Here is a 22,922-nt window from a genome sequence, read left to right on the forward strand (position 1 = left end):
TCTATGAAACCAGAGAACAGGCAGCGAGCCAGAGGGCTTAAGTAATCGAAGCCTCATAGATGGCCTGGATCGACGCAGCGAGGGTGCGGCCAAATTCGTCCTCCGTCTGCTGATCGCTGAGCCCCTGGGACAAAGCGCGGGAGAAGCTGGCAATCACTCCATGCTGCCGGGCGAGCTTCTCGTTGGCTTCAGCCTGGGTATACCCTCCTGAGAGTGCTACGATCCGAACCACATGGGGATCTGCGGCGAGCTCGCTGTATAAATTATCCTCTGTCGGGATCGACAGCTTGAGCATGACCTTCACGCCATCTGGCAGCTCAGACAAGCGTGCGGCCAGTTCATGCTTCAGCAATTGCTCTGACTCCTGCTTGTCCTTGCTGAGGATGTCTACTTCCGGTTCAATAATCGGAACGAGTCCGAAGGCGGCGATCTGCCGGGCCAGCTCGAACTGCTGCTCCACGACCTGCCGGATACCCTCCGGGTTCGCCTCATGGATTACGGAGCGCATTTTGGTGCCGAAGATATGCTTGCTGACTGCCCGCTTCAGCAGATCATCGAGGGCGGGGATAGGCTTCATGAGCTGGACTCCGTGCTGAGGAGCGGCCAGTCCCTGGTCTATTTTGAGAAAAGGCACGACGCCCTTCTGCTCCCACAGGTAATCGGCGGTATATTGCCCGTCTATGAGGCGGTCCATCGTGTTCTCGAACAGAATTGCACCGAGAATATGCTCCCGGTTAAAGGCAGGACTCTGAATAATACGTGTTCTCATGCTGTGAACCATGGTGTACATCTCTTCGTCCCCTGAATAACGGTCTTCCTTAATACCGTATTGCAGCAGTGCTTTGGGGGTGCTTCCTCCGCTCTGATCCAGAGCAGCTATAAAGCCTTGGCCAGTGTGAATCCGGTCCAATTGTTCAGTATTCATGGTTAGGTTCATTCCCTTCTGCAAAATGAGATGGTTACTGTACCCTGTCTAGTATAGCACTTGCGCATAAGGACATACATGCGGGTCCGGCAGAGCTTTCCATTTGAGTTGAGAGATATGGTATGTTACCTTGTTCAATAGGATGGTATGATAGAAAGTGGGGTGAATTTAATTATGACAAACGAAACAACCAATGAGACCACGAATGAGCCGGTGAACGGTGAAGCGGAAGCTGCCGAGCAGGCCATGACCGAAGAGAATTGGAATGAGCTGCTCAAGGCTGTTTTTCATAACGGCATTGTAGCGCTCAAAATGAGCTTCAGCGATGTGGAAGGTCAGGTGCTGAACCTGGACAACTACGGGCCGGTATTTGTATTCCGTGTGAAGGATAAAGATAACGCTGATTATTACTGCGGCTTCTTCCTTCGTGAGCTGGCTGCCCGGTTCCAGTCCGGCAACAGTCCGGAGATCTGGATGGCCTCTTTCTTCCACGAGCTGATGAAGACCAAGGGAGGCAACTCCATGCCTAAGCCGCTCGCCAGTGAAGAGGAAGCCAAGGCCGCTGTCGATAATGTGCTGGTTCCGATGTGTATCGCCGCTGTAACGGAGGAGTTCGCACCGGAGCAGGTGCATGCCGGACTGGCCTGGAACGAGGAGCATGGACCGGTCTTTGAAGCAGGCTTCCCTGCAATTACGGACGGAAATAACGTATGCGCTATCCCGCTCCATCTGTTACTGACGCATCTGCAGCTTAACCGTGATCCTTCGGAGCTGCTCGTACAAGGGATGTACAAGATCCGCGAAGAGCACGGACTCGAGTAGTACGACAATCAAGGTATCATCTTTGCAAAAGCATGAACCGCCTCCGTTGGAGAGCGGTTTTTTGCTGTGGTTGGTCTTGATGAGGCAGTGTCTTACGAAAGGACGCCCCCTCCCTTTCCGCCAGGTTCGCTGAATTGTCAAATTTCTGGTTCTTCCGGGAAGCAAAAACGATATATATGGGATGTAGCAGAAGAAGGCGCTGCCAATGTCCATGTCCGAAACCGGTTGGGTAAGGTTTCAACTGCACGAACGTACGCGTGCATTGAAATAAGGCTGGCCATTTTGAAATCAATAGAGGAGGGCAATAATGCTTAAAAGAGGTAAATTCTTAAGTCTGTTCATGCTGTTCACGTTATTCATCGCACTGGTCCCTGCGGGGAGCGCAAGCGCAGCAACCTGGAATCTGGCCTGGAGCGATGAGTTCGACGGCTCCTCCCTGAACACCGCTAACTGGACGGCTGAGATTGGCACAGGTACCGGCGGCTGGGGCAACAATGAATTGCAATACTATACGAACCGTTCACAGAACCTGAAGGTAACCGGCGGGAACTTGGTCATCACGGCGCAGAAAGAATCCTATGAAGGCATGAATTATACCTCGGCGCGGATTAAGACACAGGGACTCAAGAATTTCACCTATGGCAAAATCGAAGCCAGAATCAAGCTGCCTTCCGGCCAAGGATTATGGCCTGCGTTCTGGATGCTCGGCTCCAATATCAACACCCCGCCCGGCTGGCCGGCCTGCGGAGAGATAGATATTATGGAGCGGGTAAATAATAACGCTGCTGTCAACGGTACGGTGCACTGGGATGCAGGCGGCCATGCCGAATTCGGAAGGGTATCCGGTAATCTGGACTTCTCCCAATACCATGTATACAGTGTGGAATGGGATTCGAAGTACATCAGATGGTTCGTCGACGGCAACCAGTTCAATGAATTCTATATTGAGAACGGAACCGGCAATACGGAGGAATTCCAGAAGCCGTTCTTCCTGCTGCTGAACCTCGCGGTAGGCGGTAACTGGCCGGGCGCTCCGAACAGCTCCACCCCCTTCCCGGCGCAGATGCTTGTGGATTATGTACGCGTGTATCAGGCGGGTGCGCCTTCGACCGGCATTGTCAGCGGCGGGGTCTACACCTTAATGAACAAGGCAAGCGGCAAGGTAGTGGATGTGAAGGATGTGTCTACGGCAGACGGAGCGAAGCTGCATCAGTGGACCAATTATACCGCAGCCAATCAGCAATTCAGAGTGGAGAGCACAGGAGACGGCTTCTACAAGCTTACAGCGATGCATAGCGGCAAACTGCTGGATGTGCCGAATGCCTCCACGGCAAGCGGAGTCCAGCTCCAGCAGGCGAATGACAACGGCAGCAACGCCCAGCGGTGGAGCATCGTCGATGTGGGCGGCGGATATTACAAGCTGATCTCCAAAGCCAGCGGGCTGGCCATGGATGTCTCTAACTCCTCTACCGCAGACGGAGCGGTCGTGCAGCAATGGACGGATAACGGAACCGATGCGCAGAAGTGGCAGCTGACCAAGATTAATTAGGGTGGAACGCTTATACTGCTGTAAAAGGGCTTAAGAAAGGGAGAAGCCCCGCAAGCCTGTCGGCGAGGCCACTGAAAAAGTCCATAAAGAACTGAAAGAGACATTCGACACAAAGAATGTCTCTTTTTCTCGTTACAATAAAAGAATTAAATCAAAGGCTGGTGGTCTTCATGCTTCCTAAGCAGCAAAGTTTTATCTTGAGCCCGTATATCGAACTTTACAATATACTCATTCCAAAAGATAACTTGTTGCGGCGCATGGACGAGTTGGTGGACTTCAGCTTTGTTTATGAGGAACTAAACAAAAGCTATTGCCAAGATAATGGACGAACCGCGGTAGACCCGGTCCGAATGTTTAAATATCTATTGCTTAAATCGATTTATGACTTGTCTGACGGCGATCTTGTGGAACGCACCAAAACCGATTTGTCGTTCAAGTTTTTTCTACATATGGCGCCTGAGGAAGAGGTTATTGATTCTAGTTCACTGAGCAAGTTTCGTAAGTTGCGGCTGAAAGATATGAAGTTGCTCGACTTACTTATTGGCAAAACGGTAGAGATTGCCATTCAGCAAGGAATCATTCGCAGTAAATCTATTATTGTCGATGCTACCCACACGAAAGCCCGCTATACCCAAAAAAGTCCGCAAGAGGTGCTGCGAGAACGTTCTAAGAAGGTACGAAAAGCGATCTATGCCTTAGATGAATCCATGAAAAGTTCCTTTCCAGTTAAGCCCGTTACGAATGTACTGGAAGATGAAATCGGGTACTGCCAAGATCTCATTGAGGTCATTGAGAAGGACGGACGTTTTACCGGACTCCCCAAGGTCAAAGAACCCTTCAATCTGTTGAAAGAAACCGTTGCTGATGATGTTGAACAGTTGCAGACGTCTACTGATCCAGATGCCAAAGTGGGCCACAAAAGCGCAGATTCCTCATTTTTCGGGTACAAAACCCATATCGCGATGAGTGAAGAGCGAATCATTACGGCAGCGACTATTACCACGGGAGAACGAAACGACGGGAAGGAACTGCAAACTCTCATTGAAAAGAGCGAAGCTGCGGGCATGAGCGTAGAGACAGTCATTGGAGACACGGCCTATTCAGAAAAAGACAATATTGCTTACAGTACGGAGCAGGGCATTGAACTTGTGGCCAAATTAAATCCACAGATTACGCAAGGAAACCGAAGGAAAGAAGACGAATTCGATTTTAATAAAGATGCGGGTATGTATGTTTGCCGAGCCGGGCATCTGGCCATTCGAAGAGCACGGCAAGGCAAAAAGGGACAGGGCAAAAACCAAAAAGAAACCTACTTTTATGATATTGAAAAGTGTAAACGATGTCCTTTAAAGGAAGGGTGCTACACAGAAGGTGCTCGGAGTAAGACCTATTCGGTAAGTATAAAGAGCAACGAACACGCCAAGCAAGCTGTGTTTCAGGAAAGTGAAGCCTTTAAGGTCAAAGCGAAAGAGCGCTACAAAATAGAAGCCAAGAATAGCGAACTCAAACACAGACACGGGTACGATGTTGCATCTTCCTCGGGTTTAGTTGGCATGGAGATTCAAGGCGCCATGGCGATATTCACTGTTAATTTAAAACGAATATTGAAACTCATGGAGTAACCAAAGTTGAAGAAAGTAGGTAAGAAAAAGACGACGTCCATTCGGAGGACCGAATAGCGTCGTCTTTTTGATACGTTTTTTTACTTTTTCTAAGAACGACTAGTTTTTCAGGAGCCTCCCTGTCGGCTGGGCGGGGCTTCTTGCTGTATTCTATTTCTTTGAGAACAACTCAATACTGTGCGTCTCCAAAATTGGATTCCAAATGCGTTCAACCGATAGGGTAAGCGGCTGCGGATAATCTGCAGCTTGACTGTCAAAAGATAAACTGATCTCACTGGTTCCCGTACCATCTCTAGAGATCATGGTGCCGCCGAAGTCGATTAGTGGCGTTTCCCGATTCGTTCTATTATGCACCTGGCCGTTCGCATCGGTGAATTTGTCAGCCAGTTGTGCGCCGATGTTCTCCGCCTGTACCGCCCCTTGCGAATCGGTGAAATAAGACAGATGGGTCACCTTACGCCGGAGCAGAATCTCTGCCGCTGTTGCATGATGTTCTTCCTTGGATGTGACCATTTCCCAATCGTTTGCCGGTGCTTCAATCACCTGCTGCTTGTTCAGATCGACCACAAATTTCATACGGTCCGGCTCCAGCGCCGAGATACCGGCAATCTTTAGCGTGGTGGAGTCCGGCTGGTTAAGCTCGGTATGCCTGAACACCAGCGTGGCCTGCGAGGTGTCTTTGTACACCTCGGAATTATCGGCCGTGATTCTGCCCGGATAAACTAATTTCTCGGTTTGACTCCCGGTTGTTGCGGTCAGAACAGGATTCAGCAGGCTGAAAATCTGTTTGGTGTTTGCCTTGTCATACTCCAGATCGACATAAGTATTGAACGGAGTATACTGTACTTGGCGCACTTTGATCTTTTGACCATCCACTGTAAGCGTGCGATTCACAGGCAGCGTGTGCTCCTGGTCTTTGAACCTGCCCGGATCAAGCTGAAACGATACCTCCAGGCCGGTCCGATACTTGCTGCTGCTGGAAGCGAGTGCTTGGTCGGATGTTCCAGTGAGAATTAAAGTGAACTTCACCTCCTTGGAATCAGGGATGGAAGCCGGATAATTAGTGGAATAAATAAAATCTTTGCTCCCGCCGGGTTGAATCCGGGAGTCGCCATCGTACGCCATTTCCAGGACTGCGCCCCGATGTGGATCTGGAACCTCGAAATCACCGAATTGAAATTTCGTATGCCCAGGATTAACTTCTTGATCCGTATCGTTGTGCACGCTGAACAGGATATACACTTTACGGCCATCCGTGACGGCGCCATCCACATCCATACGGTACCCATTGTTTGTTGCGCTTTGACGGACCGGTATGACCAGATTTCGTTCCAGGATGTCGCCAACCAGCGCGTTATTTAAGCGATGCTTGCGATAGTCCGCAAAATTATTCCAGCTTTTGGTGCTGGCCGCCTGCACTGAACCGCTGAGGCCGGAATCGTCTATACCTCCAGTTGGCAAGCCGATAGATGAGACAAGCACAAAAATGGCTGCGGCCGCGGCTAATACGGCGCCGGCCCCATAGGAATAGAAACGCCGTTTGCTGCGTTTTTTCCCTTGCGTCATTCCACTGCGCATAGCATTATAAATTTTCAATTCCTGAATCTCCTCTGCATGAAGATGGACCTCATGGGCATCCTGTTTCAGGACACGCTCTTCTTTTTCCAACATTTCTGTCACCTCCGATTTGCTCACAGATATTTCCGCAACAGCCTAAGTCCTTCACGCAGCCAGGTTTTGATCGTGCCTTCGGGCTTATTCAGTACCTTGGCAATTTCAGTGGTCGTCATATCCTGGTAATACTTGAGCATCACGGCATGCCGGTATTTCGGCTTGATCCGGCTCATCGCCCGCTCCAGATCGAGACGGTCGCTGCTCCTCATCTCCTGGGTCTCCTTCTCATCCAGCTTCTCCGCCAGCACGACGCGTTTTTTACGCCTTAACTCATCCATGCAGCAGTTGATGGTAATCCGGAGTAGCCACGGTGTGAAGGCCTGCTCGTTCTTAAGCTGTTTGCGCTTCATCCAGGCCCGGCACGAGGCTTCCTGCACCGCTTCCAGGGCATCTGCTTCTGAGCGCAGATAGCTGTACGCGAGCGCATACAGTTTACGGTGCTCACTTGCAAGCCGCTCGAAGAACACCTCTTCATCCATCAGCGCCAGATCTGCTGTATTGGCTTTTTTCATTGTCTTCCCCCCATTCACCATCCCCTCTTCCTTATTGTGTTGGTCTATGGAAGAAGTCGTCCTTTAAATATGTTTTCATAAGTAAGACGGAGCTAACCGGAAAAACGATTGATTTTTATTAAAACACATATCAGATTCCTTAGGAAATACACATTGAATTTTGAAAAGCTGTGTGCTACATATAAGTTGGGCTTACTTTAACTGCGTCTATGAACCAACCCAAGGGAGATGAAGCCGAAGTGGAAAAGAACAAAGTTACCTATGAAACGGTTGACCAATATATTGCGGACTTTGCACCGGAGATCCAGGAGCTTCTGCAGAGCTTGCGTAAGGTCATTTCGGAAGCCGCCCCGGAGGCAGTGGAGAAGATCAGCTATCAGATGCCGACCTGGTTCCTGCATAAGAATCTGGTGCATTTTGCCGCCTACAAGACGCATATTGGGTTCTACCCGGCACCCAGTGGAATCGAAGCCTTCAATGAGGAACTGGCGCGGTACAAAGGAGCCAAGGGTTCGGTGCAGTTTCCCATCAAGGAGCCGCTCCCTTATGAGCTCATTACCAGAATCGTCAAATTCAGAGTGGAAGAGAATCAGCAGCAGGCCGCAGAGAAGCGGAAGAAGAAGTAAGAGGACGGGCTCATGTCGATCCAATTTAAAATAAGGGGCTGTCCCGAAGCCGTGAACTGGCTACTTGGGACAGCCCCTTTATAGTTGACGCTGTGCTTGCTGGTGCATGGAAAATTAATTGTATCTGGTGTATGAATCCCAGTCCCTACAGCGCCTTATCGTCTATGCTGTTCAGCCAGCTCTCAATCTCACCGATGACGGAGCCGATGCAGCCATCCTCGAACGGGGAGGTTAATCCGGCAAGCTTCACCAGCTCCGTGAAGGAGCGGCTGCCTCCGGCCTGGCAGAGCTTCAGATAATCCGGCCAGGCCGAGGCGAAGTCCTCATTCGAGCGTTTCCAGAACTGGAAGGCGCAGAGCTGGGCCAGGGTATAGTCGATATAGTAGAACGGAAGACGGAAGATATGGGCTTGCTTGTGCCAGAACCCGCCCTGCTCCAGGTATGCGTTGCCGTCATAATCGCGGTGCGGCAGGTATTTCCGTTCAATATCCCGCCAAGCCTGTTTGCGTTCCTGCGGCGTAGCTTCCGGATGCTCGTACACAAAATGCTGGAATTCATCGACAGATACGCCATAAGGAATGAACTCCAAACTGTCCGCCAGGTGGTTGAAACGGTACTTGTCCGCCTCCTCCTTGAAGAACAGGTCCATCCATGGCCAGGCGAAGAACTCCATACTCATCGAATGAATCTCAGCGGCTTCGGAGGTCGGGAACGTATATTCAGGAACCTCCATATTCCGGCTGGAATACGCTTGGAACGCGTGCCCTACCTCATGGGTCAGCACGTCGATATCGCCGGAGGTTCCATTGAAGTTGGAGAAAATAAACGGAGCACGGTAGTCGCTGAAGAAGGTGCAGTAGCCACCGAATTCCTTGCCTTTTTTGCTGACCAGATCCATCAGCCCGTTCTCCTGCATGAAGCTGAAGAATTCACCGGTCTCCGGGGACATCTCCTGGTACATCTTCGCACCATTCGCCACGATCCAGTCCGGGTCTCCCTTAGGGGTAGCGTTACCGGAATTGAACTTAATACCCTCATCGTAAAATTTCAGTCCGTCCAGCTGAAGGCGTTCGCGCTGGCGCTGCTTCAGCTTCCCCGCAACCGGTACGATATGCTCATGCACCTGCTTGCGGAAGCCTGCTACCATCTCAGCATTATAATCGGTACGTCCCATCCGGTCATACCCGAGCTCCACGAAGCTCTTGTATCCCAGCTTGGCAGCGATTCCCGCCCGGACCTTCACCAGCTCGTCATAGATCCGGTCGAATTCGGGTTCATGCTCTGCCATGAAGGCATTACGGGCTTCGAATACGCCTTTGCGAACTTCACGGTCCGTGGAAGAATCGAACGGAATCAGCTGTGCCAAGGTGCGTTCTTCGCCCTGGAACATGATTTTGGCGGACGCGATCAATTGGGAGTATTCGGAGGACAGCTTATTCTCCAGCTGCAGATCTTCAATCACTTCAGGGCTGAAGGTACGCAGTGAGATTTCGGCCAGGCTTAACAGCTGTGTTCCCCATTCCTGCTCGAACTCGGCTCTGTACTTGGAGTTGACGAGGGCTCTGTAATAATCCGTGATGTACTCCTGGATCACCGGTCCGGTCTCGTCCATATAATCCTGCTCTGCCTTGTAGAATGCATCCTCCGTATCAATGGAGTGGCGGACACTCACGAGCGTCTCCATCGTATCGAAGCGGCTGCGCAGCTTATTGATTGCTGCCACGGCAGCTTTTTGCTCCTCCAGATTGCCTGTCTCCAGGTCCTTCAGCAGCGTGGTGAACTCCTGCTTGAATTGCTCCACATCCGGGCGTTCGTATACATATTCTGAGAATTTCATTTGCTGTATCGCATCCTTTCTTTACCATATAGATTCTATTATATAATCGGCGCCCGCAAAAAACTAATGTTCAGGCCGTAAAGTTTGATTATAGCTAATTGTGGGTGCAGCAGCGTCTAGTGGTTGAATGGACATGGGAATTATTCTAGAATAGAGGTAATCTGCACCAATTCCAGAATCCCGGGAGGTGATGACCCATGTTTCGGATGAGTCAGTATGTGAACGGCACGCTCCATGCAAAGCCTGTGAAATAACTAAGGCGAAAGCTTGGCATGGAGCGGATTTATTCGCCTGTAGTATGTTTTAAGAAATACAGTTATTTATACACAGGCTTTGCCCTTAAAAGATTAATATATTTTAAGGAGCGAGCCAGAGATGCAATGTATAAATGCAGCAAAGCTATTGCCAGAACACCTGCTGAAGGAGATTCAGCAATATATTCAAGGGGAAGCCCTGTATATTCCAACCTGCCCGAGCAAACGCCGAAAATGGGGTGAAAGCTCAGGAGCAGCCGATTACTATAAAGTCCGCAATGCTGAGATCCGTAGCCGCTTCCAAGAAGGTGCAGAGTTGTACCAATTGTGCGAGCAATACGGGTTATCCATCGACAGCATCCGCAAAATTGTATATTCCAAGAACCCGCAGAGCTGATCTGCGGGTTTTTTGCGGTTGGGGAGGGCGTGGCTGTCCGGGAAAAGTGCCAAGCGGATGCCGTGTATGGTCAAGTGTGCATCGGCTAAACTGCTATGGCCAAGTGTTCTAAGCGGCTGCGGACTGAGATTCCGCTATTGTGGATTTACAGGGCTATATGGACCTTTGGCGGACTGACAATCCGTTATTGCTGCACAAACAGGCCGTTTGGGCGATTTCGAAGGCGGATAGTGCACTCAGTCCGCGAACAAGCGAATAAGTAGCAATTTCGGCTAAATAGCGGATTCTCAGTCCGCGGCATAAGGCTCGTGCACCTCCGTAGTATCAGCCTCACGCCTCTCCGCTCCATCCGGCTCACACATATCCGTGCCATCCGGCTTAGGCGCCTCCGCGACACCAAGCCCACGCACCTCAGCTACCAAGCTCGTCCCCACAGGCTTATGCACCCCGCCCGCAAGGCTCAGCGTACACTAGACCCGGAGCTTATACGTGCGAACCCGCGCTGAACCACTGGCAACCTCCAGGATCTGGAGATCAACGAGATGGTGAAGAATGCGTCTGGCTTGACGGTCACACACCCTCAGGTGCGCGGCGAGCTCCAGCGGAGTCAGCGGACGCAGAACACGCCGGGCCAGACGGACGGTTTCTGCCTCCAGCCAAGATAATGATGCAGCTACATCAGTAGCAGTGAATCTGCCAATGAACGCAAGCACAAGCTGCTGGCAGAGCTGAGTCTCTTCAGTAATAGATGGATAGGCAATGGGCAAAAAGATCCAGCCGTCCAACGCCAAGAGACAATGCCGTCTGCATAAGTCTTTGAACCGCCTGACATCAAGGTCCCGTGCATGCGGACCAAAGCCTTGAATCTCAATGCCGCCCTTGGCACCGCCTGGCATATACGCCAGATCTAAATAACGGTAACCGTTGTTGAAGTCACGGACCTCCCACTCCGCATATAGAGACTTGAAATTGCCGACTGCGGGAAACCAGACGGATCGCAGAAATTCAATGGTCCCGTGCCCCAACCCCTTATTAAGAAACTCCAACCGTATTGAACCTGTCTCCGCATGAATCTGTTCCTGTAGCCATTCCTCAACATGCTGCTCGAATCTTGACAATAGAGCTTCCCCTTTACAGTAGATTGGCCATGAATTCGCAGTGAACCTGAACATAAGAAAAGCCGCCCCGATACAACGTGTCCGGAGTCAGCTCCAAACGAATGTTGTATCGGGGCGGCGTGTTCTTCACGACCTATACCGGTTATTATACTATATTTCATTGACCTGCCAAACCTGCAGCTTGAAGCCGCCAGAGTGCAGCTTGCGCAAAGGCCATTGTATAAGTCATTTTACAAAAATATACTGTAGCTGTAGGGAGAGAATGCAGGAGGCGGTGGCGGTGAAAATCACAATTGAACAGGTTCCGGAGGGCGGTGAGCCTGAAATTATTCTCAGGTGCAATGACCCGGATGAAGCCTTGCTGGGGCTGATCTACTCGGTGAACGCAGGCGCAAGGAAGCTGATTGGTATGACCGGGCTGCAAATGCACATCATCCATCCGCATGAGGTCTATTATTTCGAGGCGGTGGATCATAAGGTGTTTATCTACTGCCAGGAGAAGGTGTATGAGTCAAGGCTGAAGCTGTATGAGCTGGAGACGGAGTATGAGTCTGGTGATTTTTTCAGGGCATCCAAATCCAGTATTCTGAATGTGGCCAAGATCGAGTCGCTCCGCCCGGTGCTCTACGGAAGATACGAGGCGTTGCTGCACAACGGTGAGAAGGTCTACATCTCCAGACAATACGTCCCGGTGCTCAAACGGAAGTTAGGGTTATAGCTGTGCTGTCCAAACTTGACTAGGAGGAAAACTCATGATTACAACCAGAAAGTATGTGTCTTTATTCGTGAAGGATCTGCTGGTGGCTTGCGGGGGTCTGATGGTGCTCGCGGCGGTTGTGCTGGCTCTGAATGCTACGGAGATGATCCGGGGCTCGCTGCTGGTGCAATTGTTCCTGGGGGCTGCGGCATTTACCTGCTTCCGCTATGCGCTGGTGAATACGTATGAGGTTGATCCCAAAGTGCAGACGATCAGCTTCTACCTCTGCTTCATCCTTGCTGATGTATTGGTGATTCTCTGGCTATGGCTGTTCGCTGACGGTCCGCTGATGGATAAGGGAGTGCTGGTACCGTTCGTCATTGTCATTCTGGTGGTCAAAAGTATGGTGTACGCGATGATGCACATCGACGGGAAGCGGGAAGCCAAGCAGCTTAATCAGAAGCTGTATGAGTATAAGCAGGACGGGGAGCAAAAAGAAGAAGAGCTTTAGGAATCTCTGGTGATAGGGGTTATGAAAGCCATCTTGGAGGGGAAGCGGCCCGGGTGGCTTTTTTGGTGCTAAGTAAGGTTGGGGATTTCTGTTACCTTTTGCAGACTGAACCGTAATAAGCCAAATGCAATACATAATCTTCCATGGAGATGATCTTATGCTGCTTCACAAGGTATCCCTGACAGAAATGATGAGCCGGATTCACGAACCCGGATATTCATCCGAAACTGTGCTTGACCCGTACTTGGAGCGTTACAGACAGCTTGAGCCGCATATCCATGCATTTGTCCCTGAGGATGAAGCTGAAGGGCGTCTGGATTCGGAAAAAGCTCTGCTGCAACGTACCTACAGCGGAGATGAGCGTAAACCGGCCCTATTCGGCATTCCTGTGGGCATTAAGGATCTGCTGCATGTAGACAGCCTGCCGACCCGGGCGGGATCACAGCTACCCGCTGAGCTGTTAGCCGGTGCCCAGGGATCTCTGGTCGCTAAGCTGCGTGCCCTAGGGGCCGTGATTGCAGGCAAGACGGTGACCGAGGAATTCGCCTATAACGGGCCGATTGCTACGCTTAATCCGCATAATACCGGGCATACTCCAGGAGGTTCCAGTGCAGGCTCCGCCGCAGCGGTGGCTGCGGGGCTCTGTCCGCTGGCAGTGGGCACACAGACGCTGCGTTCGGTGATCGCCCCGGCGTCCTTTTGCGGAGTGGTCGGCTTCAAGCCCAGCTACGGGAGGGTTCCGCTGGATGGGGCGCTGCTGTTCTCGCCGTCTTTTGACACGGTAGGGTTCTTCACGCAAGACTTGCCAGATATGGAGGCAGCGGCAGCCTTGCTTGTCCCGGACTGGGAGGCTCCTGCTGCTCTAATCCCCCGCAAGCCGGTTCTGGGTATCCCCAAGGGAGTCTATATGGAGCTGATGAGCGCGGAAGTCAAAGGGGTGTTCGAGGCTCAGATCACAGGACTTAAGCAGCTTGGATATGAAGTCCGTTATCTCCAAATGCCGTGGGAGGATGAACTCATCTATGGAAATGCCATGCTGCGCTTCATTGAGGGGGAGCTGGCACGGGAGCATGAGCACAGATTCGCGGAGCATAGAATGGAATACGGCCTCCCCGTGCAGGAAGCGATCCTTAGAGGACAACAGATTCCGGAGGAGGAGCTGGAGCAGTACCGTACCCGGCAACGGGAGCTACGGCAGGGTCTGATGGAGCTTATGGAGCAAGAGGGAATCGATCTGTGGGTCTCTCCGGCCCAAGGGGGGACTGCGCCGAAGATCGAGGAGCGGAATACGGGCTGGGCAGGGATGCCTGCGGTCTGGGGCTTCGCGGGAGTGCCCACGGTCAGTCTGCCTGCGGCAACGCTTGAAGGCATGCCGCTCGGCTTCCAGTGTATAGGAAGATATGGAGAAGACGAGGAGTTGTTAGCTTGGGCAGGGCAGCTATGGCCGTGTCTGGCTGAGGAGTAACCGCTCCCCGTGAAATAAGAAGCGGTTACCGGTTGGTTACGGTGCCGGTTATTTTGTTTGGGGGTCCCCGCAAAGTACCTGAATATCCTTCGAAGCTAAAGTCTCACTTTGTGGGGTTTCTTGGGGGAGCAGCGGCGCTTCAGGAACCGTACGTCGATCTCCCCGCTGCCGCCGGTATTTGGCTTCAGACGGAGAGGGAAGGCGTTACGCTTCAGCAAGAGCTTCACCTGGCGCGGCGTGAGGCATGGGCGGAGCTGGAGCAGCTGCGCGGCGGCACCGGACACGATGGGCGTGGAGATGCTGGTGCCGGACAGCTTGAAATACCGCTTGCCGACCTTATTGCGCGGCAATTCACGGACCAGCTGGGAGCCGGGGGCACGCAGCGAGATCACTGAATCGCCGGGGGCGACCAGATCCGGCTTCACCTTGCCGCCGGGAGCGGGCCCGCGGCTGGAATAGACGGCAATCCGGTCATCCTTCTGCGTCAGCGTCCGGCGGTCATTGACGGCTCCGACGGTGATCGCGGAGGGGCTGATCCCGGGGGACTCAATAGTCCGGCGCCTGGGGCCGGCATTACCGGCGGCGATGACTACGGTGAGGCCGGCTTTGACGGCTTTTTCCACCGCTTGGACGAGAAGGTCATCCTTGACATGCGGAGCCACCGGTCCGCCGAAGGACATGGAGAGGATGCGCAGCTTCAGCTTTTTGCGGCGGGTGATGCAGTATTCAATCGCCTTGATGATGGTGGAGTCATAGCCGTCCCCATACTTATCCAGCACCTTGATTCCGACAATCCCCGCTTCCGGCGCGGGTCCCCGGTACTTGCCCCGGCTGGACCAGCCGTTACCGGCGGCATCCCCGGTGATATGCGTGCCGTGTCCGTTGTCATCATACGGGCATTTCCGGTGATTGATATAATCCTTGAACGCCAGAATGCGGTTCACCGGCCGGGTCAGATCGGGATGCGGATAGACTCCGGTATCAAGTACAGCGATGTTGATGCCTTTGCCGGTAAGCCCTCTTGAGCGTCTAACCGCTGTAGCGCCTATGGATGGAGTTGCAATGTTGAGCGTAGCCTTCTTAATGCCGTCCAGATAGACTTTATGGACTCCGTTCCAGCGGCATACATGCTCCAGACATTTCAGGGATACCTGTGAAGCCACGGCCTGGTGCAGCCGCAGATGATGCTTGACCGGGAGGACATGCCGTCCCAGATGCGTCCTTAGCTCGCGGAGTCCCGCCGGAGTAATCGGTTGTCTGAACTGTATGATCACCGGTATAGCAGCATTTGCAGCACTAGTGGAATAAGCTCTGCGGATCTTATGCTTCAGGGGCCGGTTGAGCTTGGCGGCGTGACGCCTGACCCATGATGGTACACTCTTCATAATGTAATCACCTCTATGAAGCAGTGTATGCGGCAAGCTGCCTCGTGGGTACGAAACCATGAATGAGTACAGCGATACATTTATGTAAATAACAGGCAATAGTGCGTTTCGGTTGATTCTTCTCTTGCATTTACTACTGTATTCCAATAGAAAGTGGTGAAGCAAATGAAAGAATCAGAGAAGAAGGCATTGCTGGCAAAACGTCAACTGATGGCTAAAAAAGCAAGAGCAGCGGCGGTAGTAAGACCCAAGAGACGGCGGATCAGACAGGTGCTTAATAATTTCATCGTGCTTGCAGTGAACAATAACAATGTCCCTTACGATACACAGGGCTGGACAGCTACACTGACCCGGAGCTCCGGCACTGTGATCACGGCTCAGTTCGATGAATTCGGCGTCGCCCAGTTTAATACGATCAGTACGCTGACAACAGTCAGCTACACGCTCCGAATTATCGATGCGGATAATGTGCAGCGCACACAGAAGTTCGTCCCGTCGAACCGCGAGTTTTTTGTAGCACGCTTCTAAGGCGGCAGACCTATTTATATTCTATGAACAGAGCAAGATAGAGAGCTAGATTGCATAGTGTAGCTGTGAATGACTGAACGAAAGAGCTGTTTCCGGGGCCAGAGGGCGATGGGGCAGCTCTTTTTTGAAAGAATTTATATGTTTTGGGTCCCCGCAAAGTATCTGAGTCATCATCGAAACTAAAGCCTCACTTTGTGGGGTTTATTTTGCGGATAAGTGTGAGATTATATTTCGTTTGTCAAGGGGGCAGGGGCGCTGGCGTTAAAATATTGGCTCAATGTACAATCCCGTCCGCAGAATTCAGCTCTTATGACAATAAACCTTCCATCAATATTCAAAAGTGGGGGCATACCCTATATAATATCGCCATAGATGTATATCAGGGATTATGGAACAGAATGCAAAGTGAGCAGCAGCTATGAGCTGGAGATGCCCCGGAAAGGTCTGAGGAATGATGAGCCTGGAAGCCTTGAATGAACGCGTGAACACGGATCTCGCTTATCTCGCCTATGGCGGCGCGGATTGGGTCCACCCTGTGGAGCATGATGAAGGCCATGTCTATGATGTCGTCATTGTGGGCGGGGGCCAGAGCGGGCTCGGTGCGGCCTTTGGCCTGCTGCGCGAACGGATCTCGAATCTGCTGATAATCGACGAGAATCGTGACGGGCTGGAGGGGCCGTGGGAGACCTATGCCCGGATGGTGACGCTGCGCACACCCAAGCATCTGACCTCGATTGATCTGGGAATCCCGTCGCTGACCTTCCGCTCCTGGTGGGAGGCTCAGCATGGAACGGCCGCCTGGAGTGAGGTGGACAAAATCCCGCGCGGTCAGTGGATGGAGTATCTGCGCTGGTACCGGCAGATTCTGAAGCTGCCGGTACGTAACGAGGTGCAGCTAAGGCTGGTCGAGCCTGGTGACGATGGAATCTACCGTCTGCAGATTACAGAGGCGGGTAAGCCGCCTGGGACACTGCTGGCCCGTAAGGTGGTGCTGGCTACCGGCATTCAAGGCGGAGGACAGTGGCATGTTCCGCCGATGATTGCAGATCATCTGCCGGAGCGCCTGTACGCCCACACCTCCCGGCAGATTGACTTCGCTGCCCTTCGCGGCAAGCGGGTGGGGATTCTCGGCGGCGGGGCGTCCGCCTTCGACAATGCCAATTACGCGCTTCAGGAGGGCGCGGCTGAGGCCCAGGTCTTCGTCCGCCGGGCGCAGCTTCCGGGGGTGAACCCGATCCGCCAGATGGAGGGCTCGGGAATGATTGAGCGGTTCCATACCTTGACGGATGCGGACAAATATGCAGTGATCTCGCATTTCTTCCAGTATAATCAGCCGCCGACAAGCGATACCTTCCGCCGTGCAGCGGCATGGCCTGGCTTCCGGCTGCATCTCGGCTCGCCGTGGCTGAAGGTGGAGGCCTCGGGAGAGCAGGCGGTAGTGACTACGCCCGCGGGAGAGTTCAGCTTCGACTATCTGATTGTCAGCACGGGCCTGCTTAGCGATCCTGCCCTGCGGCCGGAGCTGCGGCAGGTGGAGCCTCATATTGCCCGCTGGAGCGACCGGTACACCGCGCCTGCGGGATCAGCGAATCCGCTGCTGGATGCGCACCCTTACCTTAGCCCAGGCTTTGCACTTCAAAGCCGGGACGAAGCAGGCCGCAAGCTGCTGCATGGCTTATTCGTATTCAACTATTCCGCACTGGCCAGCTGCGGGTTATCGGCATCGGCCATCTCGGGCCTGCGGAATGCGATTCCTAGACTGGTCAGCGGCGTGGCTGACCAGCTGTTCCTGGATGACCGGCAGCAGATCCTACAGGCTTATTATGAGTACGATGAGATTGAATTTACAGGCCAGTAAGACGGCCGGAAGAGGCTGTACCTGAGGCGGGCAATGACCTCTGGTGCAGCCTCTTGGCGTGCAGAGCGAATAGATGGGGCCAGTGCCTGAGAGCTGACGGGGAGCCGGGTCAGGCAGTAATTCTGGCGTACAGCGCGAAGAACAGCGCCAGCTCGCCCATGATCAGGACATTCGGTACATGGACTATAAGATCCAGCACATAGAAGCAGGCCAGAATGACGGTCAGCCCTGCCAGCGGCTTCATTCCCAGCCGATGCTGCTTATGCCTGTAGACCTGGAAGACCAGTGTCGTGGAAGCGAAGTAGAGCAGCACCGAGCCGAACAACAGGTTCAGCATCTGCCCATAATGAAGCTGATCCAGGAACAATAGCTGGATTGACGCAGCAAGCATACATAGCGATAGATAAATGAACAGATGCCCGTAGATAATGGTCTGTCCGGCAGTCTGGATATGCATATCGACCTTCTTCTCCAGGTTGTCATAGTACTGCCACCATATGGCGATGATCAGCACAAAGGTGAGCGCAGCGAAGCCGACAGATTGTCCGGTCCAGCTGCTGGATTGCAACACGGCGAGGATGCTAACCACAGATTCGCCGAGCAGGATCAAGGCGAACAGGGAGAAGCGCTCCAGCAGGTGATGGGTATTGGGGGGCGTCTTCACCAGAATCCTCCGTCCCGTCAGCGGCAGAATGATGTCCAGCATAATTCCTGCGTACAGTACCGCATACCGCAGCCAAGAATCGAAGAACAGGGAGCAGGCCGAAATCGCAAGTCCAATCCAGAAGCGTGATCCCAGATAGCGGGCGGTGCTCCGCAGATGCCCGCTTTCTCTGGAATGGCTGTAATGATACTGGACAGCGGTCATGATCCGGAGTCCGAGATAGCCAATCAGAAACGGCAGATAGTTGGCATCGAAATCTACGGACAGGCTGGCTGTCATAATCAATACGAAGAACAACTGGATAATCAGAAAAATCCGGTGCATCACCGTATCCTGACCATAGCGGTTAACGAAGAGCGTCTGGCCGACCCAGGCCCACCAGATCGGAATGAAGATCAGTACGAATTTGCCCAGTGTCTCAAGGGACAGGGTCTCGTCTTCTACATGCAGCAGCACATGGCTGGCTTTGGAGACCGCAGCGACAAACAGCAGATCGTAGAAGAGCTCCAGCCAGGTTACCTTTTTGATGATCATTACGTTAGTCCCCTTTGCTTGCCGAATGTTTGCCCGGAGCCGTCCGGTCTACAAGTATAATAATGGCTCTCCACAGAAGAAGGCAAGAATATGTGTGACAACTGGAGAGGTTGTCCTGGCGGCAATTGACCTGACGGACACACTCATTGATAATAAAGAGGTTCATATTCTTGAGAGAATGGGAGTAGAAGCATGTCATATCGCAATATGGAAGAATGTATTATTGACCTGGAGAAGCACGGGCATTTAATTCGCATACATGAAGAGGTGGACCCGCATCTGGAGATGGCGGCGATACATATGAAGGTCTATGAAGCAGGCGGTCCCGCTCTGCTGTTCGAGAAGGTCCGGGGCTCGAAGTACCGGGCGGTCTCGAATCTGTTCGGAACAATCGAGCGCAGTAAGTTCATCTTCCGCGACACGTGGGATTCATCGCAGGCGGTCATCGCCCTGCGCAGCAATCCCATGAAGGCGCTCAAGCAGCCCTTTAGATATATCGGGACCGGCCTTGCCGCCCGCAAAGCGCTGCCAATTAAGAAGGGCAGCGGCGTGCCGGCCGGGTTCGAGGAGATTCAAATCTCCGATCTTCCGCAGATTAAGCACTGGCAGGGCGACGGCGGGGCGTTCGTCACGCTTCCGCAGGTGTATTCCGAAGATCCCGATAAGCCGGGCATCATGAACTCCAATCTGGGGATGTACCGTATCCAGCTTAGCGGCAACGAATACGAGCTGAATAAGGAAGTAGGCGTCCATTACCAGATTCACCGCGGCATCGGCATTCATCAGGCCCACGCGAACAGACGCGGCGAGCCGCTGAAGGTTAGCTGCTTCATCGGCGGCCCGCCTGCGCATACGCTCTCGGCGGTGATGCCGCTGCCGGAGGGCTTAAGTGAAATGACATTTGCCGGGCTGCTCTCGGGGCGTCATTTCCGCTATAGCTATGTAGACGGCTTCTGCGTCAGCAGCGATGCTGACTTCGTGATTACCGGAGAGATTCATCCCGGGGAGACGAAGCCGGAGGGGCCGTTCGGCGATCATCTGGGCTACTATAGCCTGACTCACCCGTTTCCGGTGATGAGAGTACACAAGGTTTACGCCAAAAAAGGGGCTATCTTCCCCTTCACGGTGGTCGGTCGTCCGCCGCAGGAGGACACTGCCTTCGGAGAGCTCATCCATGAGCTGACCGGTGGGGCGATCCGCTCGGAGATTCCCGGCGTGAAGGAGGTACATGCGATAGATGCTGCGGGAGTGCACCCGCTGCTGTTCGCGATCGGCAGTGAGCGGTATACCCCGTATCAGCAGCTTAAGCAGCCTGCAGAGCTGCTGACGATCAGCAACCGGATTCTCGGAACCGGACAGCTCAGTCTGGCGAAATATCTGTTCATCACGGCAGAAGAGGACAAGCCGGTCAGCACGCATGATATCGCCGGGTTCCTGACCTACATTCTGCAGCGGATCAATCTGCGACGTGATATTCACTTCCAGACGAATACAACGATTGATACGCTGGATTATTCCGGCACCGGGATCAACAGCGGAAGCAAGGTAGTCTTCGCAGCTGTAGGGGAGCAGAAGCGGAGCTTGTGCACGGAGGTGCCTGAGGTTCTTCAGCGGGTGGAGCAGGGCTGGGGCCCGGCGGCGATGATTATGCCGGGGATTGTCGCCATGCAGGGGAAGCCGTTCCGGGATTACGCCTCGGCGGCAGAGGAAATCTCCGGCCTGAGCGCTGCGATTGCAGCGCAGGGGGCGCTTGATTCCTGCCCGATGATTATTCTGTGCGATGACAGCAGGTTCATGTCGGAGTCGCTGAACAACTTCCTGTGGGCGACCTTCACCCGCAGCAATCCGTCCCATGACATCCATGGGGTGAACAGCACGGTGGAGCATAAGCACTGGGCCTGTGATAATGTGATCATCGATGCCCGGGTGAAGCCGCATCAAGCGCCGCCGTTAATTCCTGACCCCGAGGTGCAGCGGAGGGTTGAGCGGGTATTTAGTGAAGGAGCAAGCTTGGGTGGACTGCGGAGCCGTAAGGGGTGAAGCAGCACTTCTATAACCGCTGAAAAGAGGGGTTGTATGGCTGAGCTATTCGGGGTGCTTTTCGAAGTTATGCTGGAGCTCGTATTGGGCCGTAAGGACCGCAAGCGGAGGAGAGAACGAAGAAGACAGAGGAGAATAGAGCGGAGAATGAGAAGGCAGGGGCGTTTGTAGACGCCCTGTCTTTCATTTGGTGGCTGTTGGATGTTAGACGCATAAACGTCATTTATTATAATGATGATGTTTATGCGTTTTTTTGTCGTGGCGGAAAATGTATGCGAAAACAAACATGTCTTTCAAGACACAACTCCAGCATAAAAATGCGCAGCGTGGCAAAAAAACAGAACGTCGACAATTGGACTGGAGGCACCCGCGTAGGCCGAATGTAATCGAAAAACCGACCACATTGCGCAGCACGGAGGTGTGCGGACCAAATGTAATCGAAAAACCGATCACAATGCGCAGCGTGGAGGCCGAGCAGACCAAATATAATCGAAAAACCGATCACAATTGGACTGGAGGCGCCGCGTAGGTCGTGCGTTTATCGCAAGAGACGTATTTTCACAGAAAAACAGAGTGCAATCGAATGTGAAAGTGTAGCTCCTCAGTTCTGACTGCCGGGCCATGTGTAGGTCTTGATGATGTCTTGGCTGCCGTCCATTCTGTGAAGCTTGAAGGTGAAGACATTGTCAGTACGTCCGGTGAAGTAGATATAGTCTCCCGGGAACATAAAATCGGGCTGCTCTACTTCGCGCTGGCGCTCTGCATTGAGCAGCTGCTTATATAACACTGTCTGCTTACCAGTAGCACGGTCAACAAGGGTCAGGAAGGCGGTGTCTGTAGGGCGGACGAGCAGAGCATCCGGGTATACGGCTTCGACATTGTAGTAGACATCCTGGGCAACGGTGGTACCCAGCAGTTTAGGTATATCTACGGTCTCGCTGACCGCTCCGGTCCCATCCTCAATGAGTCTTAGCGTGCGGCCGTCATTAAATACCAGCTTGCCTTCGGCCCAGACCGGGGCTGTGCCGAAGGAGGTATGGATATTCGTATGCCCCTGGCGGATCACACTGTTGTTCTTCACTAGATAGGTGTAATACTCTGCGTGTACATGGGGCTCGCCATACGAATTCACGACCTGAAGCAGAGTCAGACCGGCAGGTGTGCGCTCGAAGGTGAAATCCACTACATCCAGCCCTCTGCCGAGAACAGCCAGCTTATGCCTGGTGTTCTGCTTCGTGGTCAGATACAGCTCCCCGCTGTCCAGCGACAGGGAGTACACTCCGCCGTCGAACACTTCCGAATAACCGCGGTACATATGCAGACCGTTGGCCCGTATCGTATTCGTGGCGGCATCCCATCTTACGGGCCCGCCTTCAAGAGCCGCTACCACAAACTTGACGGGCACATACAACTGCTTATCCGCCATATAAGGTGTACCTCCAAGGGAGGTTTTCTTCCCGTCCAGTACGCCGGTGGATTGACCAAGCTTCATGCTGAAGCTTTTGTTCCACCCGCTGAAGGTGGCCGTTTTGTCCGCGTTATTCCACTTGACCTTAAGTCCCATGATTGTGACCAGGTTAGCTGGCATATAAGAGACCCCGTTCTTGATCTGTGCGGTGCCTCCGGCCATGCCTGATATTCCGCTTCCGCTGTTGTAGGTTAATTGGAGCTGCACGTCCGGGGCGGGCTTGGCCGAAGCCGGAACGGCTTCAGCTCCTCCGGCCAGAGCCAGTGCAAGTGCGGGGAGGAGTAATAACCTCCGGGTGAACTTCATGTTCATCATCCTTTCTGGGGGCGCGGCGGCTGCTAAATCAGCCGTCCCCCGTACCGTGACCCATAGGCTGAACCACGGATTGTACAGTAGCCTTTGTTACAGATTCATAACCCTCCAGGGGGTGAATAGC

General features: G+C 53.1%; 20 protein-coding genes. 11 read left to right on the forward strand and 9 right to left on the reverse strand.

Annotation, left to right across the window (positions count from 1 at the left end; genetic code table 11):
- Positions 1-37: 37 nt before the first annotated feature.
- A complete protein-coding gene (locus MKY86_RS09040) occupies positions 38-925 on the reverse strand; it encodes a fructose bisphosphate aldolase (protein ID WP_076086790.1) in 888 nt (295 codons plus the stop codon).
- 174 nt (positions 926-1,099) lie between these two features.
- Between MKY86_RS09040 and MKY86_RS09045 the strand changes: the two genes are divergently transcribed.
- The 3 genes from MKY86_RS09045 to MKY86_RS09055 all read left to right on the forward strand — a co-directional run bounded on the left by MKY86_RS09045 (position 1,100) and on the right by MKY86_RS09055 (position 4,918).
- Positions 1,100-1,747, forward strand: coding sequence for a hypothetical protein (locus tag MKY86_RS09045; protein ID WP_076086787.1), 648 nt, complete (start codon positions 1,100-1,102; stop codon positions 1,745-1,747).
- A 307-nt stretch (positions 1,748-2,054) separates the two neighbouring features.
- A complete protein-coding gene (locus tag MKY86_RS09050; protein ID WP_076086784.1) occupies positions 2,055-3,296 on the forward strand; it encodes an RICIN domain-containing protein in 1,242 nt (413 codons plus the stop codon).
- A 170-nt stretch (positions 3,297-3,466) separates the two neighbouring features.
- Entirely contained in the window at positions 3,467-4,918 is a 1,452-nt protein-coding gene (locus MKY86_RS09055; RefSeq protein ID WP_340825740.1) for an IS1182 family transposase, read from the forward strand.
- A 150-nt stretch (positions 4,919-5,068) separates the two neighbouring features.
- On the opposite strand, the gene MKY86_RS09060 is transcribed toward MKY86_RS09055, so the two are convergent.
- Both MKY86_RS09060 and MKY86_RS09065 read right to left on the reverse strand, forming a co-directional pair.
- Positions 5,069-6,589 (reverse strand): DUF4179 domain-containing protein, encoded by a 1,521-nt coding sequence (locus MKY86_RS09060; RefSeq protein ID WP_076086336.1) that lies wholly within the window; start codon positions 6,587-6,589, stop codon positions 5,069-5,071.
- Positions 6,590-6,609: 20 nt separating this feature from the next.
- Positions 6,610-7,104: a sigma-70 family RNA polymerase sigma factor gene (locus MKY86_RS09065; RefSeq protein WP_076086375.1), complete on the reverse strand. Its 495-nt coding sequence runs from the start codon at positions 7,102-7,104 to the stop codon at positions 6,610-6,612.
- A gap of 239 nt (positions 7,105-7,343) precedes the next feature.
- On the opposite strand from MKY86_RS09065, the gene MKY86_RS09070 reads away from it, so the two are divergent.
- On the forward strand, positions 7,344-7,730 hold the full coding sequence (locus tag MKY86_RS09070; RefSeq protein WP_076086339.1) for an iron chaperone: 387 nt from the start codon (positions 7,344-7,346) through the stop codon (positions 7,728-7,730).
- 145 nt (positions 7,731-7,875) lie between these two features.
- Here MKY86_RS09070 and MKY86_RS09075 read toward each other — a convergent pair whose 3' ends face one another.
- Complete coding sequence (locus MKY86_RS09075) at positions 7,876-9,567, reverse strand: M3 family oligoendopeptidase (protein WP_076086342.1); 1,692 nt, start codon at positions 9,565-9,567, stop codon at positions 7,876-7,878.
- A 375-nt stretch (positions 9,568-9,942) separates the two neighbouring features.
- Between MKY86_RS09075 and MKY86_RS09080 the strand changes: the two genes are divergently transcribed.
- Positions 9,943-10,218, forward strand: coding sequence for a CD3324 family protein (locus tag MKY86_RS09080; RefSeq protein WP_076086345.1), 276 nt, complete (start codon positions 9,943-9,945; stop codon positions 10,216-10,218).
- Between the two features lie 287 nt (positions 10,219-10,505).
- Here MKY86_RS09080 and MKY86_RS09085 read toward each other — a convergent pair whose 3' ends face one another.
- Together MKY86_RS09085 and MKY86_RS09090 are read right to left on the reverse strand one after the other, a co-directional pair.
- Entirely contained in the window at positions 10,506-10,652 is a 147-nt protein-coding gene (locus tag MKY86_RS09085) for a hypothetical protein (RefSeq protein ID WP_340826720.1), read from the reverse strand.
- Between the two features lie 36 nt (positions 10,653-10,688).
- The gene (locus tag MKY86_RS09090) at positions 10,689-11,336 is read right to left on the reverse strand and encodes a transcriptional regulator (RefSeq protein WP_076086347.1); all 648 of its coding nucleotides are present in this window, start codon (positions 11,334-11,336) and stop codon (positions 10,689-10,691) included.
- A gap of 280 nt (positions 11,337-11,616) precedes the next feature.
- Here MKY86_RS09090 and MKY86_RS09095 point away from each other — a divergent pair, with 280 nt between their 5' ends.
- From MKY86_RS09095 to MKY86_RS09105, 3 genes are all read left to right on the forward strand, one after another.
- Positions 11,617-12,054, forward strand: coding sequence for a LytTR family DNA-binding domain-containing protein (locus MKY86_RS09095; protein WP_076086378.1), 438 nt, complete (start codon positions 11,617-11,619; stop codon positions 12,052-12,054).
- Between the two features lie 34 nt (positions 12,055-12,088).
- The gene (locus MKY86_RS09100; RefSeq protein WP_076086350.1) at positions 12,089-12,544 is read left to right on the forward strand and encodes a hypothetical protein; all 456 of its coding nucleotides are present in this window, start codon (positions 12,089-12,091) and stop codon (positions 12,542-12,544) included.
- A 157-nt stretch (positions 12,545-12,701) separates the two neighbouring features.
- Positions 12,702-14,009, forward strand: a complete 1,308-nt coding sequence (locus MKY86_RS09105; RefSeq protein ID WP_076086354.1) for an amidase — start codon at positions 12,702-12,704, stop codon at positions 14,007-14,009.
- A 95-nt stretch (positions 14,010-14,104) separates the two neighbouring features.
- On the opposite strand, the gene MKY86_RS09110 is transcribed toward MKY86_RS09105, so the two are convergent.
- Entirely contained in the window at positions 14,105-15,394 is a 1,290-nt protein-coding gene (locus MKY86_RS09110; RefSeq protein WP_076086357.1) for a S8 family peptidase, read from the reverse strand.
- A 165-nt stretch (positions 15,395-15,559) separates the two neighbouring features.
- Here MKY86_RS09110 and MKY86_RS09115 point away from each other — a divergent pair, with 165 nt between their 5' ends.
- A complete protein-coding gene (locus tag MKY86_RS09115; protein ID WP_076086360.1) occupies positions 15,560-15,922 on the forward strand; it encodes a hypothetical protein in 363 nt (120 codons plus the stop codon).
- 454 nt (positions 15,923-16,376) lie between these two features.
- Positions 16,377-17,780, forward strand: coding sequence for an NAD(P)-binding domain-containing protein (locus tag MKY86_RS09120; protein WP_076086363.1), 1,404 nt, complete (start codon positions 16,377-16,379; stop codon positions 17,778-17,780).
- Positions 17,781-17,889: 109 nt separating this feature from the next.
- On the opposite strand, the gene MKY86_RS09125 is transcribed toward MKY86_RS09120, so the two are convergent.
- Entirely contained in the window at positions 17,890-18,978 is a 1,089-nt protein-coding gene (locus MKY86_RS09125; RefSeq protein ID WP_076086367.1) for a low temperature requirement protein A, read from the reverse strand.
- A gap of 192 nt (positions 18,979-19,170) precedes the next feature.
- Here MKY86_RS09125 and MKY86_RS09130 point away from each other — a divergent pair, with 192 nt between their 5' ends.
- Entirely contained in the window at positions 19,171-21,018 is a 1,848-nt protein-coding gene (locus MKY86_RS09130; protein ID WP_076086369.1) for a UbiD family decarboxylase, read from the forward strand.
- A 601-nt stretch (positions 21,019-21,619) separates the two neighbouring features.
- Here the strand turns inward: MKY86_RS09130 and MKY86_RS09135 are convergent.
- On the reverse strand, positions 21,620-22,792 hold the full coding sequence (locus tag MKY86_RS09135; RefSeq protein ID WP_340826723.1) for a copper amine oxidase N-terminal domain-containing protein: 1,173 nt from the start codon (positions 22,790-22,792) through the stop codon (positions 21,620-21,622).
- Between the last annotated feature and the right edge of the window lie 130 nt (positions 22,793-22,922).

The organism is Paenibacillus sp. FSL R7-0333 (genome assembly GCF_038000365.1).
Classification (GTDB): domain Bacteria; phylum Bacillota; class Bacilli; order Paenibacillales; family Paenibacillaceae; genus Paenibacillus_AQ; species Paenibacillus_AQ silagei.